We start from the raw sequence: 17,885 nt of genomic DNA on the forward strand, positions 1-17,885 counted from the left end.
CAGGGGCATGTCCCAGTCCTTTCCAGGCCAACCCCAAGTGGCGGGCGGGATGCTGCCGGGCATGAGCGACTTCCTGCCCGATCTCACCTTCGTCACCCCGTCGCGCGGGCCCGGTCCCGGGCGGTTCGGGCGCGCCGTCATCGTGCTGCTGTGGGTGGGGATCTGCGTGCTGCCGGCGGTGCTGTCGGTCCAGGACTTCCGGCTGGCCACCGGGCGGACCGGCACGCCGGGGACGCTGACCGTGCTCTCCTGCGCCGACCTGGGCAAGGGGCGTTACGACTGCAAGGGGCGCTTCACGCCCGACTCCGGCGGCCCGTCCGTCCCGGTGGACGCCTCGCCCGACTCCGCGGCGGGCGACGTGACGCGGGCGCAGCTGACGCCCGAGGGCGACCGGGCGGCGCCGGCCGGGACCAGGGGCGTGCTGGCCGCGATGGCCCTGCCCGCGGTGGGGCTGGGCGGGATCGGGTTCCTGCCCTACGTGCTGCTCTACTGGGCCGGGGCGGGGCGGCGGGCCAGGCGGGCGGCCGTGGCGGCGGGCAGCGTGGTCACCGCCGCCGGGGCGCTGCTGATGGTCGTGGGGGTGGTGGCGGCCTACTCGTGAGGCCGCCACCCGGGGCTCACCTGAGGAAGGCGGCGGCGACGCCCGCGTCCACCGGGACGTGCAGGCCCGTGGTGTGGGTCAGGTCGGACCCGGCGAGCGCGTAGACCGCGGCGGCCACGTGCTCGGGCAGGACCTCGCGCTTGAGCAGGGTGCGCCGGGCGTAGAACTCGCCCAGGCGCTCCTCCTCCACGCCGTACACCGCCGCGCGGTTGGCGCCCCAGCCGGAGGCGAAGATGCCCGAGCCGCGCACCACGCCGTCGGGGTTCACGCCGTTGACGCGGACGCCGTGCTCGCCCAGCTCGGCGGCCAGCAGGCGGACCTGGTGGGCCTGGTCGGCCTTGGCCGCGCCGTAGGCGACGTTGTTCGGCCCGGCGAAGACGGCGTTCTTGGAGGAGATGTAGACGATGTCCCCGCCCATCGCCTGGTCGATCAGCACCCGGGCGCATTCCCGGGAGACCAGGAACGAGCCGCGCGCCATCACGTCGTGCTGCAGGTCCCAGTCGTCCAGGCTGGTCTCCAGCAGGGAGCGCGACAACGACAGGCCGGCGTTGTTGACCACCAGGTCCACGCCGCCGAAGGCGAGCACGGCGGCCCGTACGGCGGCCACCACCTGCTCCTCGGAGGTGACGTCCACCTCCACGGCCACCGCGACGTCGGACGCCCGGTACGCCCCGGCCCCGATCTCGGCGGCCACCTTCCCGGCGGCGGCCGGGTCGCGGTCGGCGAGCACCACGCACGCGCCCTCGGCGGCCAGCCGCCGCGCGGTCGCCGCGCCGATGCCCGAGCCCGCGCCGGTGACCAGCGCCACCCGCCCGGCCAGCGGCCTCGGCTTCGGCATCCGGCGCAGCTTGGCCTCCTCCAGCTCCCAGTACTCGATCCGGAACTTCTCCGACTCCGGGATGGGCGCGTAGGCGGAGACGGACTCGGCGCCGCGCATGACGTTGATCGCGTTGACGTAGAACTCGCCGGCCACGCGGGCGGTCTGCTTGTCCTTGCCGAAGGAGAACATGCCGACGCCGGGCACCAGCACGATCGCCGGGTCCGCGCCGCGCATCGGCGGCGAGTCCGGGGTGGCGTGGCGCTCGTAGTAGGCGGTGTAGTCGGCGCGGTAGGCGGCGTGCAGCTCGCGCAGCCGGGCGACCGCCTGGTCCAGGGGCGCGTCCGGCGGCAGGTCCAGGACCAGCGGGGCGACCTTGGTGCGCAGGAAGTGGTCAGGGCAGGACGTGCCGAGCGCGGCCAGGCGCGGATGCTCGGCGCGGGAGAGGAAGTCCAGCACCTCCGGCGTGCCGGTGTAGTGGCCGACCTGCCGCGCGTCGGACGAGGCCAGCCCGCGCACGACCGGGAACAGCGCGGCGGCCCGCGCGTGCCGTTCGCCCTCGGGCAGCGGCTCGTGCAGCACCGGCCCGAACGGGTCGGGGCGGCCGTTCGCGGCCAGGTACTCCTCGGCGGTGCGGATGATCTCCAGGGACCGGGCCTCGCACTCCTGCGAGGTGGCGCCCCAGGCGGTGATGCCGTGGCCGCCGAGCACGCAGCCGATGGCCTGCGGGTTGGCCTCCTTGACGGCGGCGATGTCCAGGCCGAGCTGGAAGCCGGGCCGCCGCCACGGCACCCACACCACGCGGTCGCCGAAGACCCGCCGGGTCAGCTCCTCGCCGTCGCGGGCGGTGGCCAGGGCGATCCCGGCGTCGGGGTGCAGGTGGTCCACGTGGGCGGCCTCGACCAGGCCGTGCATGGCGGTGTCGATCGAGGGGGCGGCGCCGCCCCTGCCGTGCAGGCAGTAGTCGAAGGCGGCGACCATCTCGTCCTCGCGCTCGACGCCGGGGTGGACGGCGGCGAGCGCGCGCAGGCGGTCCAGGCGCAGGACGGCCAGGCCCGCCTCCTTGAGCGTGCCGAGGTCGCCGCCCGAGCCCTTGACCCAGAGCAGGTCGACGTCCTGGCCGGTGACCGGGTCGGGGGCGCGGCCCTTGGCGGAGGTGTTGCCGCCGGCGAAGTTGGTGTTGCGCGGGTCGGCGCCCAGGCGGTGGGAGCGGTCCAGCAGTTCGTTGATGACGTCCATGGTGGTCAGGCCCCCCAGCCGGCCTGCGTGCCGCCGACGCGCTCGGCAGCGATTTTCTCGAAATATCCGGACTTGGCGTACGCGGCCATCGGGTCGGGCGCGAGGCCCGCCTCCGCGCGCAGCTCGGCGAGCAGCGGCCGCACGTCGGTGTTGTAGGCGTCCATGAGCACGGCGTTCGCGCCCAGCACGTCTCCCCCGGCCTGGGCGGCGGCCAGCGCGTCCCGGTCGACGAGCAGCGCCTTGGCCGTGGCCTCCTGGACGTTCATGACCGAGCGGATCTGGCCGGGGATCTTGGGCTCGATGTTGTGGCACTGGTCGAGCATGAACGCCACGCCCGCCGCCAGCCCGCCCGCGCGCACGACCTCGTACATGATGCGGAAGAGCTGGAACGGGTCGGCCGCGCCCACCATGAGGTCGTCGTCGGCGTAGAAGCGGGAGTTGAAGTCGAAGCCGCCGAGCTTCCCCTCGCGCAGCAGGAACGCCACGATGAACTCGATGTTGACGCCCGGCGCGTGGTGGCCGGTGTCCACGACGACCTGCGCCTTGGGGCCGAGCCTGAGGCAGTGGGCGTAGGCGGTGCCCCAGTCGGGCACGTCGGTGGTGTAGAAGGCGGGCTCGAACAGCTTGTACTCCAGCAGGAAGCGCTGCCCCTCGCCGAGCCGGGCGTACACCGCGGACAGGGCCTCGGCCAGGCGGTCCTGGCGGGCGCGGATGTCGTCCTGGCCGGGGTAGTTGGTGCCGTCGGAGAACCAGAGCTTGAGGGTGGCAGAGCCGGTGGCGTCCATGATGTCCACGCACTCCAGCAGGTGCGCCAGCGCCTTGCGGCGGACCGCCGGGTCGGGGTTGGTGACGCTGCCGAGCATGTAGGCGTCGTCCTGGAAGACGTTGGAGTTGATCGCGCCGATGCCGACGCCGAGCTCGCGGGCGTGGGCGGCCAGGTGGCCGTAGTCGGCCACCTTGTCCCAGGGGATGTGCAGGGCGACCGTGGGCGCGACGCCGGTGTGGGCGTGCACCTGGGCGGCGTCGGCCAGTTTCTCGTACGGGTCGCGCGGCACGCCCCGCTGCGCGAACACCTTGAACCGGGTGCCGCTGTTGCCGTACGCCCACGACGGCGTCTCGATGTGCAGCGCGCGCAGGGCGGCCTTGAGGTCAGTGGTCATGACTCCCCGATCAGTCCAGGTGGAACACTTCGTCCAGCGGCCGCATGCCCTCGTCGGGCCGGCCGTCGAGGTCTTCGAAGAAGGGCGCCATCTCGGCCTGCCAGCGCGCGTTGACCTCGGTGGCGGCCATCGCCTTTCTGGCGGCCTCGAAGTCGGCGGTCTCCAGGTAGCCGACCAGCAGGCCGTCGTCGCGCAGGAAGAGCGAGTAGTTGTGCCAGCCGGCGCGGCGCAGCGCGTCGAGCATGTCCGGCCAGACGGCCCGGTGGCGTTCGCGGTACTCCGCCAGCCGCTCGGGACGGACCTTGAGCAGGAAGCAGACGCGTCGCACGGTCACCCCTCTTCAAAACGTTTTAATCTGTCGCGGAGGAAACTACGATCACACGGGGACGCTGTCAATGCGTCCGGCGCCGCCAGATCGGCGGGACTGGCCAACCTCGTCGTTGGTACGTTTTAATGTGGCGCCATGGCCATGGTCAGCATCAAGGACGTCGCCGCCCGCGCCGGCGTCTCCCCCGGGACGGTCTCGAACGTCCTGAACAGACCGGCGAAGGTCGCCCCGGCGACCCGCGAACGGGTGGAGGCCGCGATCCGCGAGCTCGGCTTCGTCCGGCACGGCTCGGCCTCGACCCTGCGCGCCGGCCACAGCAGGACGATCGGCCTGAGCGTCATCGACATCGGCAACCCGTTCTTCACCGAGGTCGCCGCCGGGGTCGAGGACGTCGCCAGCGAGCTGGGCTACGCGGTGATCCTCGGCAACTCGGCCGGCTCCCCGGACAAGGAGGAGCGCAATCTGGGCGTGCTGGCCGAGCAGCGGGTGCGCGGCGTGCTGATCACCCCGTCCGGCGAGGACCCGGCCCGGCTGGACCGGCTGCGCGAGCGCGGCATCAGCGTCGTGCTCGTCGACCATCCGGCCCACCGGCCCGACCAGTGCGCGGTCGCGGTGGACGACGTCGCGGGCGGCCGGGCCGCGGTGGCGCACCTGCTGGCCAGGGGCGGGCACGGGGGTGCGGCCGGTGTCGCGTACGTGAGCGGGCCGCTGACCGTGCGCCAGTGCGTCGAGCGGCGGCGGGGCGCGGCGGAGGCGCTGGCGGCGGCCGGGCTCGACCCCGCCTCGCTGCGGGTGGTCGAGGCGGCCGCGATGACCGCCCGCGCGGGTGAGAAGGCCGCCGCCGACCTGATGGCGGACGGCCTGCCCGAGGCGGTGTTCTGCGCCAACGACCTGCTCGCGCTGGGCGTGCTGCGGGCCCTGCTGCGCGCCGGGGTGCGGGTGCCCGACGACGTGGCGCTGATGGGCTACGACGACATCGAGTTCGCCGCCGCCTCGGCCGTGTCGCTCAGCTCGATGCGGCAGCCGACGTACCAGCTCGGCCGCATCGCCACCGAACTGCTGCTGGACGAGTGCGACAACCCGGACGAGCACGCCCACCAGCACATCATGTTCCAGCCCGAACTGGTCGCGAGGGAGTCCACCCAATGAGCAGATTCGCCGCCGTGGACCTGGGCGCCTCCAGCGGCCGGGTGCTGGTCGCCGACCTGTCGGACGGGCTCGCCACGTCCGTGGTCCACCGCTTCCCCAACGGCCCGGTCCGCCTGGCCGGCCGCCTCCACTGGGACGTCCTGGGCCTCTACCGCGAGATCCTCGCCGGTCTGCGCGCGGCCGGGCCGGTCACCTCGATCGGGGTCGACTCGTGGGCCGTCGACTACGGCCTGCTCGACGAGACCGGCGCGCTGCTCGGCAACCCGGTCCACTACCGCGACGACCGTACGCGTGGGGTGGCCGGGCAGGTGGCCGAGCTGATCGGGGCCGAGGCGCTGTACGCGGTGTCCGGGCTGCAGGTGCTCCCGTTCAACACCGTCTACCAGCTCCTGGCCGACCGGCTCGACGGGGCCGCGACGATGTTGCTCGTCCCGGACCTGATCGGCTACTGGCTGACCGGCGAGATCGGCGCGGAGGTGACCAACGCCTCGACCACCGGCCTGCTCGACGTGCGCACCCGGTCCTGGGCGGTGCCGCTGATCGACCGGTTGGGCCTGCCCGGGGGGATCTTCCCCCGGCTGCGGCAGCCGGGCGAGCCGATCGGCGGGGTCCGCCGCGACGTCGCGGCGGAGATCGGCTTCTCGGCGCCGGTGCGGGCGGTGGCCTCCCACGACACCGCCTCGGCCGTGGCCGCCGTGCCGGCCGCCGGGCCCGCGTTCGCCTACGTCTCGTGCGGCACCTGGTCGCTGGCCGGGGTGGAACTGCTCGCCCCCGTGCTCACCGAGGCGGGCCGGACGGCCAACTTCACCAACGAGGCCGGGATCGACGGCACGGTCCGCTACCTGCGCAACGTCATGGGGCTGTGGCTGTTGCAGGAGTGCCTGCGGGCCTGGCCCGGCTCCTCGCTCGAGGACCTGCTGGCGGCGGCCGCGCGCGAACGTCCCTTCGCCGCGGTGGTGGACCCCGACCTGCCGGTGTTCCTGCCGCCGGGCGACATGCCCGCGCGGATCGCCGCCGAGTGCCGCCGCACCGGGCAGCGGCCGCCCTCGACGCCCGCGGGTTTCGTGCGCTGCGTGCTGGAGAGCCTGGCGCTGGGGCACCGCAACGCGATCCGGCAGGCGATGGAGCTGTCGGGCCGCGAGGTGGAGGTCGTGCACCTGGTGGGCGGCGGGTCGCGCAACGAACTGCTGTGCCGGTTCACCGCCGACGCCTGCGGGCTGCCGGTGGTGGCCGGGCCGGCCGAGGCGACCGCGCTCGGCAACGTCCTGGTGCAGGCGCGGACGGCCGGGCTGGTCGCCGACCTGGCCGGGATGCGCGCGCTGGTGTCCGCCACGCAGGAGTTGCGCCGGTACGAGCCCGCCGGCGACGCCGCCGCCTGGGGGGAGGCCGCCGCCCGCCTGGCCTGACGCCAAACTGTCCCCAAATACGCCTTTGACGTGGGACTTCGGGTTTCCGCCTACCCCCGAGGGGGAGGACCGGGACCGGGGGGAACGGGCGCCGGGGGGAACGATGCCGAGCAAGGAGCGGGTGCTGCGGCTGCTGTCGCAGGGGCTGGACTACGCGGAGATCGCCAGGTTGCTGGGCGTGCCCGCGGGGCGCGCGTACCTGATCGCGACGGGCGTGCCGGCCGACGGGAGCGACGCGGTGGCGCGCCGGCGGGGACGGCCCGGCCTGCTGGCCGGGCGTACCCAGCACCTGGTCAACCCGCGCGAGGTCGGGCCGGTCGAGCGCGGCGACGTGCATGCCTGGATGCGCGAGCGGGCCTGGAGCGACCGGCGCATGCGCCAGACGGGCGCGTGAGCGGCATGGGGTTCTCCTGGCCGCTGCTGCGGCAGCTCACCGGCAAGGACAGGCTCGGCCGGGCGGCCGCGGTGAAGTCGCCGCGCACGGGCGCGCACCCGGCCCGGACGGCCGCCGCCGACCGCGTGGTCAAGTCGGTGTGCCCGTACTGCGCGGTGGGCTGCGCCCAGAACGTCTACGTCCGTGATGAGAAGGTCGTGCACATCGAGGGTGACCCCGACTCCCCGATCAGCAGGGGCCGGCTGTGCCCGAAGGGCGCCTCCAGCCTCCAGCTCACCACCGGCGAGGACCGGCTGCGCAAGGTCCTGTACCGCCCGCCGTACGCCGCCGACTGGCAGGAGCTCGACCTGGAGACCGCCATGGACATGGTGGCCGACCGGATCATCGCCACCCGCCGGGCGACCTGGGAGTGGGAGAACAACGGCCGCCGGGTGGCCCGCACGATGGGCATCGCCAGCCTGGGCGGCGCGACGCTGGACAACGAGGAGAACTACCTCATCAAGAAGCTGCTCACCGCGCTCGGCGTGGTGCAGATCGAGAACCAGGCGCGGGTGTGCCACAGCTCGACCGTGGTGGGTCTCGGCACGTCGTTCGGGCGCGGCGGGGCCACGACGTTCCTGCAGGACCTCCAGCACTCCGACTGCGTGCTGATCCAGGGGTCGAACTTCGCCGAGGCGCATCCGGTCGGGTTCCAGTGGGTGATGGAGGCCAAGGCCCGCGGCGCGGTGGTCATCCACGTGGACCCGCGGTTCACCCGGACCAGCGCGCTGGCCGACCTGCACGTGCCGATCAGGGCGGGCTCGGACGTGGCCTTCCTCGGCGCGATCGTCAACCACGTGCTGGAGAACGAGCTGTTCTTCCGCGACTACGTCCTGCACTACACCAACGCGGCGACCATCCTGCGCGAGGACTACCGCGACGCCGAGGACCTCGACGGCCTGTTCTCCGGCTTCGACGCCGAGCACCGCTGCTACGAGGACGACACCTGGCAGTACGAGGGCATGCACACCGTCGCCGCCTCCGGCGAGCGGGACGAGGACTACGACCGCCCGGCGGGCAGCATGCCGGCCGGCCGCGCCGAGGTGCAGGGCGGCACCGGCGTCCCGCTCGGCGGCGAGCCGCGGCGCGACGAGACGCTGCGGCACCCGCGCTGCGTGCTGCAGGTGCTGCGCCGCCACTTCGCCCGCTACACGCCCGAGATGGTCCAGCAGGTGTGCGGGGTGCCGCCGGAGCTGTTCGCCCAGGTGTGCCGCCACCTGACGGAGAACTCGGGGCCGGAGAGGACCGCCGAGTTCGTCTACGCGGTGGGCTGGACGCAGCACAGCGACGGCGCCCAGTTCATCCGCACGGCCAGCATCCTGCAGCTCCTGCTCGGCAACATCGGCCGCCCCGGCGGCGGCATCCAGGCGCTGCGCGGGCACGCCAGCATCCAGGGCTCCAGCGACATCCCGACGTTGTTCAACCTGCTGCCCGGCTACATCCCGATGCCGCACGCCCACGAGCACGAGAAGATGCGCGACTTCCTGCGCGCCGACGCCTCCTGCCGCGGCTTCTGGGCCAACATGCCCGCCTACCTGGTGAGCCTGCTCAAGGCGTGGTGGGGGCCGGCGGCCACGCGCGACAACGACTTCCGCTTCGACTACCTGCCGCGCCTGACCGGCTCGCACAGCACGTACGACACGGTGCTGGCGCAGCTCGACGGCACCTGCAAGGGCTACCTGCTGCTCGGCGAGAACCCGGCCGTGGGCTCGGCCAACTCCCGGATGCAACGCCTGGGCATGGCCAAGCTCGACTGGCTGGTGGTGCGCGACCTCAACCTGATCGAGAGCGCCACCTGGTGGAAGGACGGCCCCGAGATCGAGACGGGCGAGCTGACCACGTCCGGGATCGGCACCGAGGTGTTCTTCTTCCCCGCCGCGGCCCACACCGAGAAGAGCGGCAGCTTCACCAACACCAACCGCTGGCTGCAGTGGCACCACCGGGCCGTCGAGCCGGACGGCGACGCGCGCAGCGACCTGTGGTTCATGTACCACCTCGGGCGGATCATCCGGCAGAAGCTGGCCGGCTCCGCCGACCCGATGGACCGTCCCCTGCTCGACCTCACCTGGGACTACCCCGTCGAGGGCGAGACGGCCGAGCCGGTCGCCGAGGCGGTGCTCGCCGAGATCAACGGCTGGGACGCCGAGGGCCGGCCGCTCGACGGCTACACCCAGCTCAAGGACGACGGCTCGACGGTGTGCGGCTGCTGGATCTACTGCGGCGTGTACGCCGGCGGCGTCAACCGGGCCGCCCGCCGCAGGCCGGCGGCCGAGCAGGACTGGGTGGCCGCCGAATGGGCGTGGGCGTGGCCGGCCAACCGGCGGGTGCTCTACAACCGGGCCTCGGCCGCGCCGGACGGCCGCCCGTGGAGCGAGCGCAAGAAGCTCGTCTGGTGGGACGAGGGCGCCGGCCGCTGGACCGGTCTCGACGTGCCGGACTTCGAGGAGCGCAAACCGCCGTCCTACCGGCCGGAGCCGGGGGCGCAGGGCCCGGCGGCGTTGTCGGGCATCGACCCGTTCATCATGCAGGCCGACGGCAAGGGCTGGCTGTTCGCCCCCTCGGGCGTGGTGGACGGCCCGCTGCCCAGCCACTACGAGCCCCAGGACTCGCCGGTCGCCAACCCGCTCTACGGGCGGCAGCGCAACCCGGCCCGCAAGCTCTACCGGCACGAGGACAACCGCTACCAGCCGAGCGGGGCCGAACCGGGCGCGTCGGTCTACCCGTACGTGGTGACCACGTACCGGCTGACCGAGCACTTCACGGCGGGGGGCATGAGCCGGCACACGCCGTACCTGGCCGAGCTGCAGCCGGAGATGTTCTGCGAGGTCTCGCCCGAGCTGGCCGCCGAGCGCGGGCTCGTGCACGGCGAGTGGGCCACGATCATCACCGCGCGCAGCGCCATCGAGGCCCGCGTGCTGGTCACCGACCGGATGGCGCCGCTGCACCTGGACGGCAAGGTCCTGCACCAGATCGGGCTGCCCTTCCACTTCGGCCCCAACGGCCTGGCCACCGGCGACGCGGCCAACGAGCTGGCGGCCATCTCGCTCGACCCCAACTCCCACATCCAGGAGGTCAAGGCCCTGTCGGCGGACATCCGCCCCGGGCGCAGGCCGCGCGGCCCGGCCCTGCCGGAGCTGGTGCTGGCCTACCGGCGGCGGGCGGGCGTCACCGAGGACACCGGAACGGAGGTGTGAGCCGTGGCCTTCGACCTCGACCGGGCGCCGCTCGACGCCGGCTACGACGACCCGCCCAGGCGCATGGGCTTCTTCACCGACACCAGCGTCTGCATCGGGTGCAAGGCGTGCGAGGTGGCCTGCAAGGAGTGGAACGAGGTGCCGGAGGACGGCCTGCTGTTCACCGGCATGTCCTACGACAACTCCGTCGGGCTCGGCGCCGACACCTGGCGGCACGTGGCGTTCGTCGAGCAGCGCAAGCCGCTGGGCCACCAGGAGACCGGCGCCCGTGACCTGGACTTCCGCTGGCTGATGGCCTCCGACGTGTGCAAGCACTGCACGCACGCGGCCTGCCTCGACGTCTGCCCGACCGGCTCGCTGTTCCGCACCGAGTACGGCACGGTCGTCGTCCAGGAGGACGTCTGCAACGGGTGCGGCTACTGCGTGCCCGCCTGCCCGTTCGGGGTGATCGGCAGGCGCGCGGAGACCGGCACGGCCGCCAAGTGCACGATGTGCTACGACCGGCTGGAGGTCGGCCAGGAGCCGGCCTGCGCCAAGACGTGCCCGACGGACTCCATCCAGTTCGGCGAGCTGGACGAGCTGCGCGAGCGCGCCGACCGCCGGCTGGAGCAGGTGCGCGCGGCGGGCGTGTCCTCGGCCCGCCTGTACGGCCACGACCCCGCCGACGGCGTGGGCGGCACCGGCGCCTTCTTCCTGCTGCTGGACGAGCCCCAGGTGTACGGCCTGCCGCCGGACCCCGTGGTGACCACCGCGGACCTGCCGTCGATGTGGCGGCACGCCGGCGCGGCGGCGCTGGTCCTGCTGGCCGGGATGGCCGCCGCGGCGGCCTGGAGGAGGGGCGGATGAGCAACCAGACCGACGTGCGCCTGGACGACGCGCCCGGCCTGCGCACCGAGCGCGAGGCCACGCCCGGCTCGGCGGGCCGCGGCAGCCGCTCCCTGCGGCCGCCCGAGCCGGAGGCCGATTCCTACTACGGCCTGCCGGTCCTGAACAGCACGCCCTGGAGCGACCACGACATCGCCGGCTACCTGTTCCTCGGCGGCCTGGCCGGCGCCTCCTCCACGCTGGCCGCCGCCGCCGAGCTGACCGGACGCCCGGCGCTGGCCCGCGCCGCCAAGGTCGCCGCCCTGGGCGCGGTCGGCGGCTCGCTGTACGCGCTGATCCACGACCTGGGCAAGCCGTCGCGCTTCCTGAACATGTTGCGGGTGTTCAAGGTGACCTCGCCGATGAGCGTCGGCACCTGGATCCTGACCGCGTACGGGCCGCAGGCCGGGCTGGCCGCGTTCACCGGGGTGACCGGGCTGTTCCCCCGGCTGGGCCGGGCGGCCACGGTGGGGGCCGGGCTGACCGGGCCGGCGCTGGCCACCTACACCGCCGCGCTGATCTGCGACACCGCCGTCCCGGCCTGGCACGACGGGTTCAGGGAGATGCCGTTCCTGTTCGCGGGCTCGGCCGCCGCGTCGGCGGGCGGGCTCGGCATGCTGGCCGCGCCGGTCGCGCAGGCGGCCCCGGCCCGGCGGGCGGCGGTGCTGGGGGCGGCCCTGGAGTGCGCGGCGGCCGTCCGCATGGAACGCCGGATGGGCCTGACCGCCGAGCCGCTGCGGCGCAGCCGCCTGCTCAGGGCGGGCCAGGCGCTGTCGGTCGCGGGCGCCCTGCTCGGTCAGGGCATGGGCGGTCGCAGCAGGGTCGCGGCGGTGGCCGCGGGGGCGGCCCTGCTGGCCGGGTCGGTGTGCACCCGGTTCGGGATCTTCCACGCCGGGGCGGCCTCGGCGTGCGACCCCCGGTACACCGTCGAGCCGCAACGCCGGCGGCTCGCCAAGTCGAGAGCGGAGCGTGATCTGTCATGAGAAGAGTCGCCGAGTACCTGCCGTTCATGGGTATCGTGCTGGTCGTCTGCACGGCGTCCTGGATCGCGGGCAGGAGCAGGCCGGCCAGGCGGGCCTGACCCCGTCCGGGGATCGGTCGGTGGGGCTTACGCTGTCAGTGGCGGCGTGGGGCATACGATCGGCAGATGACCGAAAAGACCGAAACCGCGCCTGGATGGCTGGCACCCGAAGAGCTCGAGTCGGTGCGCGGCCAGTTGCCGATCCTCTACATCGACGCCGTGCCGGTACGGGTCGACGAGACCGGCGTGGTGACCCGCGTGGGCCTGCTGCTGCGGATCGCGGCGGACGGGACGGTCAGCCGGGCGCTGGTCTCGGGGCGGGTGCTGCACCACGAGCGCATCCGCGACGCGCTGATGCGCCACCTGGAGAAGGACCTCGGGCCCGTCGCCCTTCCCCGCATCCCCGTCTCGCCGCAGCCCTTCACCGTCGCCGAGTACTTCCCGACGCCGGGCGTCACGCCGTACCACGACCCGCGCCAGCACGCGGTGTCGCTGGCCTACATCGTGCCCGTGGCCGGTGACTGCCGTCCCCGCCAGGACGCCCTGGACCTGGTCTGGTTCACTCCCGAGGAGGCGTCCTCGCCGGCCGTGCAGCAGGAGATGACCGGCGGCCAGGGGGTGCTGCTCAAGCAGGCGCTGGCCCACGTGGGCCGGCTGGTCTAGCGCCACTCCGGTACGGCCCGGCGTCGGGGTGACCGCCGCCGGGCCTTACGTGCCGGCCGGCACGTACACCAGTTCGAGGACTCCCGACGGGAAGGTCGTGCTCTTCACCAGGCGCAGGTTCACCGCCTGGTCCAGCTCGGGGAACAGCGGCGCGCCCCTGCCGGTGACGGCGGGCAGCACCCACAACCGGTACTCGTCGACCACGCCGAGCCTGATCAGGGAGTGCATGAACGCGGTGCCGCCGGCGGCGACGAGGTCCTTGCCGGGCTCGGCCTTGAGCTTGGCGATCTCCTCCGCCGTGTCACCGGCGGCGATCCGGGTCTCGGGCCAGTCGTCGGCCGACTTCAGGGTGCGGGAGAACACGACCTTGGGGATCTCGTTCATCGCCCTGGCGGACGGGTGGTCGGAGCCCGGCCAGTATCCGGCCATGATCTCGTAGGTGTTGCGGCCCATGAGGAAGGCCCCGGCCTCCCACAGCCGGCTGACGAAGTACTCCTCCTGCTCCGGGTCGTCGATGCTCATCATGACGTCCCGGATCCCGTTGTCCCCGTCCGCGCTCTTGCCGTCGAGCGAGACGTAGAAACCCAAGATCAACTTCCGCATCCGATGCCTCCATGTGTTCCGTCCCGGACCCCGCCGGTCGGTGTGGTCGGTCACCCACACACACTCAGACCACCGGTCGCCTCGGAACTCATCGCGCCGGCCGCCGGCTCCTGAGGACGGCCCATCCCCGCGGGCCTGGTCTTGCACGGATCCTCAACGGGAACTCAACGTCCGCCGCCCTAACTTGCCCGTACGACATCCGGTACGACAAGGGAGGAAGACGCCATGAGGACGATCACCAAGCTCGGGACGGCGGCTGCGGCGGGGGTGTTCGCGTTGGCGCTGTCCGCCGGGACGCCCGCCACGGCGGCCACTTCGGCCGCTTCGGCCGCTTCGGCCACTTCGGCGGTGAGTGCCACCGTCTCCGCCGTCCCGGTCTCCGCGCAGGCCGTCACGGCCACGTGGACGCAGGCCGCCGGCCCGCGTCCCAGCGTCCGGTGGCTGTGCGGCAAGCCGGTCATCAAGAAGCTGGTCCCGGCGTGCTCGCACGGCAGGTGGGAGCCGGTCACGATCAAGAAGATGCGCTGCGTGCAGGGACACGCGCCCTACGTGGGCTGGACGGGGCCGTCCAAGCTCGCCTACTGGGCGATGAAGTGCTTCAAGACGGGCGAGTGGGAGAAGTGGTGACCACCTTCCCCGCGATCGGGCCGCTGTAGCGGCATGACCAGCCCGGAGGCCGCCATGGACGTCCATGGCGGCCTCCGGCGTTGACCCGGCCCTTCTGTGCGCGGCCTCACCGGGCGAGGAACCGTCATCCCATACTCGGCTCCGTCTCCTCCACCGCCTGCGCTGCCCAGTCGGTGAGCTTGTCCCTGGTGATCAGCGTGTGGGGGTGGTCGGCGCCGAGGACGCGTTCGCGGACGGGGAGCAGGGCGGTGAGCTGGTCGCGGGCGGCGGACGCGTCTCCGGCCTGCCCGGTCCAGTCGGCCAGCTGGTTTCGGGTGGCCAGGGTCGCGGGGTGTTCGACGCCCAGGACTCGTTCCCGGATGGGGAGCAAGGCAGTGAGCTGGTCGCGGGCGGCGGACGCGGCTCCGGCCTGCCCGGTGAAGCAGGCGAGGTTGTGCCGGGTGGTCAGGGTGGCGGGATGTTCGGCGCCCAGAACACGTTCCTGGATGGCGAGCAGGGCCACGCACTGGTCGCGGGCGGCGGCCGCGTCCCCCGCCTGCCCCGTCCAGCGGGCGAGCTGGTTCCGGGAGGCCAGGGTGCCCGGATGTTCGGCCCCCAGGACGCGCTCGCGGACAGGGAGCAGGGCGATGAGCTGGTCACGCGCGGCGGCCGGGTCTCCGGCCTGCCCCGTCCAGTACGCGACGTTGTGCCGGGTGGCCAGGGTGCCCGGGTGTTCGGCGCCCAGAACACGTTCCTGGATGGCGAGCAGGGCCACGCACTGGTCGCGGGCGGCGGCCGCGTCCCCCGCTTGCCCCGTCCAGCGGGCGAGCTGGTTCCGGGTGGTCAGGGTGCTGGGATGTTCGACGCCCAGGACGCGTTCTTCGACGGGCAGAAGAGCGGCGTACTGATCGCGGGCGGCGGCCGCGTCTCCTGACCGTCCCGTCCAGTCGGCGAGGTTGTACCGGGTGGTCAGGGTGTTGGCATGCTCCAGGCCCAAGACGCGTTCGCGGATGGGGAGCAGGGCGGCGAGCTGGTCGCGGGCGGCGGCCGTGTCCCCTGTCTGTCCCGTCCAGTAGGCGAGATTGTGCCGGGTGGTCAAGGTGGCGGGATGTTCGGCGCCGAGGACGCGTTCTGTGACGGAGAGCAGAGCGGTGAGCTGGTCGCGCGCGGCGGCCGCGTCCCCGGCCTGCCCCGTCCAGTCGGCGAGATTGTGCCGGGTGGCCAGGATGTCGGGGTGTTCGGCGCCCAGGACACGTTCGCGGACAGGCAGCAGGACGGCGAACTGGTCGCGGGCGGCGGCCGCGTCCCCCGCCTGTCCCGTCCAGCGGGCGAGCTGGTTCCGGGTGGCCAGGGTGCCCAGGTGTTCCGCCCCCAGGACCCGTTCTTCGACGGGGAGCAGGGCGGCCAGCCCGTCGCGGGCGGCGGCGGCGTTCCCCGTCTGGCCCGTCCAGTCGGCGAGGTTGTGCCGGGTGGCCAGGGTGCTGGGATGTTCGGCCCCCAGCACACGTTCGCGGACAGGCAGCAGGGCGGCGAGCTGGTCACGGGCGGCGGACGCGTCCCCCGCCTGCCCGGTGCAGATGGCGAGCTTGTGCTGAAAGGCCATGGTCCGAGGGTGTTCGGCGCCCAGTGTCGCCACCGCGTGGGTGTAGCGCTCCTGCTCAAGCTGGACGGCAGCGGTGTAGTCACCGCTCGCGGCAAGATAGGTGGCCACCCGATGCATGCCCGGGGAGTCCAGTGGCAGCATGCTCCGGGCATGCGGCAACAGTGCCTGGTAGGCGGGCCAGGCGTCGATCGTGCCCGGATCGTCGGGGAGCGCGGCCAGGACCAGGTCCCTGGCCGTGTCACGAACCTGAGCACACCGGCCGGCAGTGAGCTGGTGCAAGGTGACGGCCTGGACCAGCCGGTGGACGCTGACCAGATCCTCCGCCCGGCCGGGGACGACGGTGATCAGGCTGTAGGACTCCAGCAGTGCCAGCGCCTCGCCGACCTGCAACGGGTCGGCCTCGGGCAGGCCGTCCAGGACGGAGCAGGGCAGGTTGTCGGGGGCGAAACAGGCCAGCAGGTTCAGCACGTCGATCGCGAACGGGTCGACGGCGGCGATGCGGGCATGGCTGAGCGTCAGCACCTTGGCCACCACGCGCTCGGCGTCGACTCCGGCCGTCGCGGCGCCGTACATCCGGGCGGGGACGGTCGTCAGCAGCTCCAGGTAGGCGGCCAGGGTCATGCGGGGAGTGCGGGCGATGTAGGCGCCGGCCTGGGCCAGGGCGAGCGGCAGGTCCCCCAGCTGTTCGGCCAGCTCCCCCAGCCGGCCGGTGTCGGCGGAGTCCGGCGGGCCGACCAGGCCGGCCAGCAGGGCGATCGCGGCCGGGCGCGGCAACAGCTCCAGCCGGAACGGGGTGACGTTCAGGCGCTGCCAGCCGATGTCGCGGCGGGTGGTGATCAGCACATGGCCATGGGCCAGGCGGGCCAGGTACGGCTCGACGTCGGCGACCTCCTCGACGTTGTCGAGGACGACCAGCCACCCGGGATGGGCGGCCAGCCAGCTCAGCGCCCAGGCGGCGGCCTCCTCCATGGTGGCCTGCTCGGCGGCCACCGAATCGATGGCGCACGTCAGCGCCCGGGCCAGGGCGGCCAGTCCGGCGCGGATCCGGTCGGGGCCGTCGGCGTCGATCCACCACACCAGGTCGTGGTCATGACGGTGGTGGTGGGCGTACTGCAGGGCCAGCTCGCTCTTGCCGACGCCGCCCAGGCCGAGCACGGCCTGGGTGATCACGCCGGGTCCCTTGGCGTCCCGCAGCGTCCGGCGCAGGGCGGTCAGGGCTGCGTCCCGTCCGACGAAGGCCGCCACGGGAGGGCGCGGCAGGCCGGACAGCCCGGCCGGGACCCGCACGGCGCCGGCCGGGGGCAGCGACCGCCGCGGGTCCTGCTGGAAGATCTCGTTGATGGTCTGGTCGCCGACCGCCTGGTAGACCCGGCCCTGCTCCCGGGCGCTGCCGTCCATCTGGACGTCCGGCAGCTCCTCGGGATCCCCCGGGGTGGTCATCGTGTCATCGACGCCCTGGTTGCCGGCCGACGTCTTCGACATGTCTCCAGGGTGCCCTCGAACCGGTGGAAGCGGAGCGGAAGTAGCGAAGGCGTTACAGTCCTCCGGGACCGGCCGCCGCGACGGATTGCGGCGAGGTGCCACGCTTCCCTACCGGGGGGCGAGCGCGGAGGACGAGCGCGGGGGCGGTTGCCTGCGCCCGTCCTGCTTCGACCCGGCGAGCACCTGCTCCAACCGTCTCAGGGGCGTTCGGCGCCCCCTCGTACCCAGTGGTAGAGCGGGTCGCCGGGGCAGTCGGTGTCGTAGCCGTCCCGGTGGCCCTTGACCTCGTCGCCGGCGTCGCCGTGCTCGCGCAGGTACTCGATGGCGTCGACGAGGGCGTTGAGCAGGTCGTCGTTCGGTTCGGTGAACCCGGTGTTGCCGAGCAGGGCGAGCACGGCGTAGTGGCCGGAGTTGAGCCCCGGGCCGTTGGCGGCGGGCAGGTGGTGCGGACCCCGGCCCATGAAGGTGCGCCGGTGCGGGCAGCACACCATGTTGTAGCCGAGGTCGATGTAGGTCTCGCCGCGTCCGCCGGACATGTGCATGCGCTGGATGTCCCTGACCAGGTCGACGCACTTGTCGTGGTTGTCGGCGTCCGGCAGGTCGGAGGGCACCTTCCCGCCGGTGTAGTGGATCTTGACGCCTCGGGTGGAGGCCAGCCGGGTGTAGCTGGTGGTGGGCTTCTTGGCGTGCCAGTCGGCACGGGTGATCAGCTGCAT

General features: G+C 73.2%; 15 protein-coding genes. 9 read left to right on the plus strand and 6 right to left on the minus strand.

From position 1 onward, the window contains the following. The first annotated feature begins 61 nt into the window (after positions 1–61). Complete coding sequence (locus ABZ459_RS47045) at positions 62–601, plus strand: hypothetical protein (protein WP_357986040.1); 540 nt, start codon at positions 62–64, stop codon at positions 599–601. 16 nt (positions 602–617) lie between these two features. Here ABZ459_RS47045 and ABZ459_RS47050 read toward each other — a convergent pair whose 3' ends face one another. The 3 genes from ABZ459_RS47050 to ABZ459_RS47060 are packed head-to-tail and all read right to left on the minus strand — an operon-like array spanning position 618 to position 4,145. Continuing rightward, positions 618–2,657, minus strand: coding sequence for a bifunctional aldolase/short-chain dehydrogenase (locus tag ABZ459_RS47050; RefSeq protein WP_357986043.1), 2,040 nt, complete (start codon positions 2,655–2,657; stop codon positions 618–620). A gap of 5 nt (positions 2,658–2,662) precedes the next feature. Further along, positions 2,663–3,817 carry an L-rhamnose isomerase gene (gene rhaI, locus ABZ459_RS47055; protein WP_357986046.1) on the minus strand — a complete coding sequence of 385 codons (1,155 nt, stop codon included), beginning with the start codon at positions 3,815–3,817 and terminating at the stop codon, positions 2,663–2,665. 10 nt (positions 3,818–3,827) lie between these two features. Further along, positions 3,828–4,145, minus strand: a complete 318-nt coding sequence (locus ABZ459_RS47060) for an L-rhamnose mutarotase (protein ID WP_357986049.1) — start codon at positions 4,143–4,145, stop codon at positions 3,828–3,830. A 135-nt stretch (positions 4,146–4,280) separates the two neighbouring features. Here ABZ459_RS47060 and ABZ459_RS47065 point away from each other — a divergent pair, with 135 nt between their 5' ends. From ABZ459_RS47065 to ABZ459_RS47095, 7 genes are all read left to right on the plus strand, one after another. Continuing rightward, on the plus strand, positions 4,281–5,294 hold the full coding sequence (locus ABZ459_RS47065; protein WP_357986052.1) for a LacI family DNA-binding transcriptional regulator: 1,014 nt from the start codon (positions 4,281–4,283) through the stop codon (positions 5,292–5,294). Further along, positions 5,291–6,700, plus strand: a complete 1,410-nt coding sequence (locus tag ABZ459_RS47070) for a rhamnulokinase family protein (RefSeq protein WP_357986055.1) — start codon at positions 5,291–5,293, stop codon at positions 6,698–6,700. Before ABZ459_RS47065 ends, ABZ459_RS47070 begins: the two co-directional genes overlap by 4 nt. A 103-nt stretch (positions 6,701–6,803) precedes the next feature. Beyond that, complete coding sequence (locus tag ABZ459_RS47075) at positions 6,804–7,094, plus strand: hypothetical protein (RefSeq protein WP_357986058.1); 291 nt, start codon at positions 6,804–6,806, stop codon at positions 7,092–7,094. A 5-nt stretch (positions 7,095–7,099) separates the two neighbouring features. Beyond that, positions 7,100–10,327: a formate dehydrogenase gene (gene fdh / locus ABZ459_RS47080; protein WP_357986185.1), complete on the plus strand. Its 3,228-nt coding sequence runs from the start codon at positions 7,100–7,102 to the stop codon at positions 10,325–10,327. Between the two features lie 63 nt (positions 10,328–10,390). After that, entirely contained in the window at positions 10,391–11,173 is a 783-nt protein-coding gene (locus tag ABZ459_RS47085; RefSeq protein ID WP_357986188.1) for a 4Fe-4S dicluster domain-containing protein, read from the plus strand. Next, on the plus strand, positions 11,170–12,174 hold the full coding sequence (nrfD, locus tag ABZ459_RS47090; protein ID WP_357986061.1) for an NrfD/PsrC family molybdoenzyme membrane anchor subunit: 1,005 nt from the start codon (positions 11,170–11,172) through the stop codon (positions 12,172–12,174). Before ABZ459_RS47085 ends, nrfD begins: the two co-directional genes overlap by 4 nt. A 164-nt stretch (positions 12,175–12,338) precedes the next feature. Continuing rightward, entirely contained in the window at positions 12,339–12,875 is a 537-nt protein-coding gene (locus tag ABZ459_RS47095; protein ID WP_357986064.1) for an NUDIX hydrolase family protein, read from the plus strand. Between the two features lie 45 nt (positions 12,876–12,920). Here the strand turns inward: ABZ459_RS47095 and ABZ459_RS47100 are convergent, their stop codons facing one another. Then, positions 12,921–13,478 carry a dihydrofolate reductase family protein gene (locus ABZ459_RS47100; protein ID WP_357986067.1) on the minus strand — a complete coding sequence of 186 codons (558 nt, stop codon included), beginning with the start codon at positions 13,476–13,478 and terminating at the stop codon, positions 12,921–12,923. A gap of 225 nt (positions 13,479–13,703) precedes the next feature. On the opposite strand from ABZ459_RS47100, the gene ABZ459_RS47105 reads away from it, so the two are divergent. Continuing rightward, positions 13,704–14,105 carry a hypothetical protein gene (locus ABZ459_RS47105; RefSeq protein ID WP_357986070.1) on the plus strand — a complete coding sequence of 134 codons (402 nt, stop codon included), beginning with the start codon at positions 13,704–13,706 and terminating at the stop codon, positions 14,103–14,105. A 124-nt stretch (positions 14,106–14,229) separates the two neighbouring features. Here the strand turns inward: ABZ459_RS47105 and ABZ459_RS47110 are convergent, their stop codons facing one another. After that, positions 14,230–17,169, minus strand: a complete 2,940-nt coding sequence (locus ABZ459_RS47110; RefSeq protein ID WP_357986073.1) for a tetratricopeptide repeat protein — start codon at positions 17,167–17,169, stop codon at positions 14,230–14,232. A 197-nt stretch (positions 17,170–17,366) separates the two neighbouring features. Continuing rightward, on the minus strand, positions 17,367–17,885 hold the full coding sequence (locus ABZ459_RS47115; RefSeq protein ID WP_357986076.1) for a peptidoglycan recognition family protein: 519 nt from the start codon (positions 17,883–17,885) through the stop codon (positions 17,367–17,369).

The sequence above is a fragment of the Nonomuraea sp. NPDC005692 genome, from assembly GCF_040631115.1.
Classification (GTDB): Bacteria; Actinomycetota; Actinomycetes; order Streptosporangiales; family Streptosporangiaceae; genus Nonomuraea.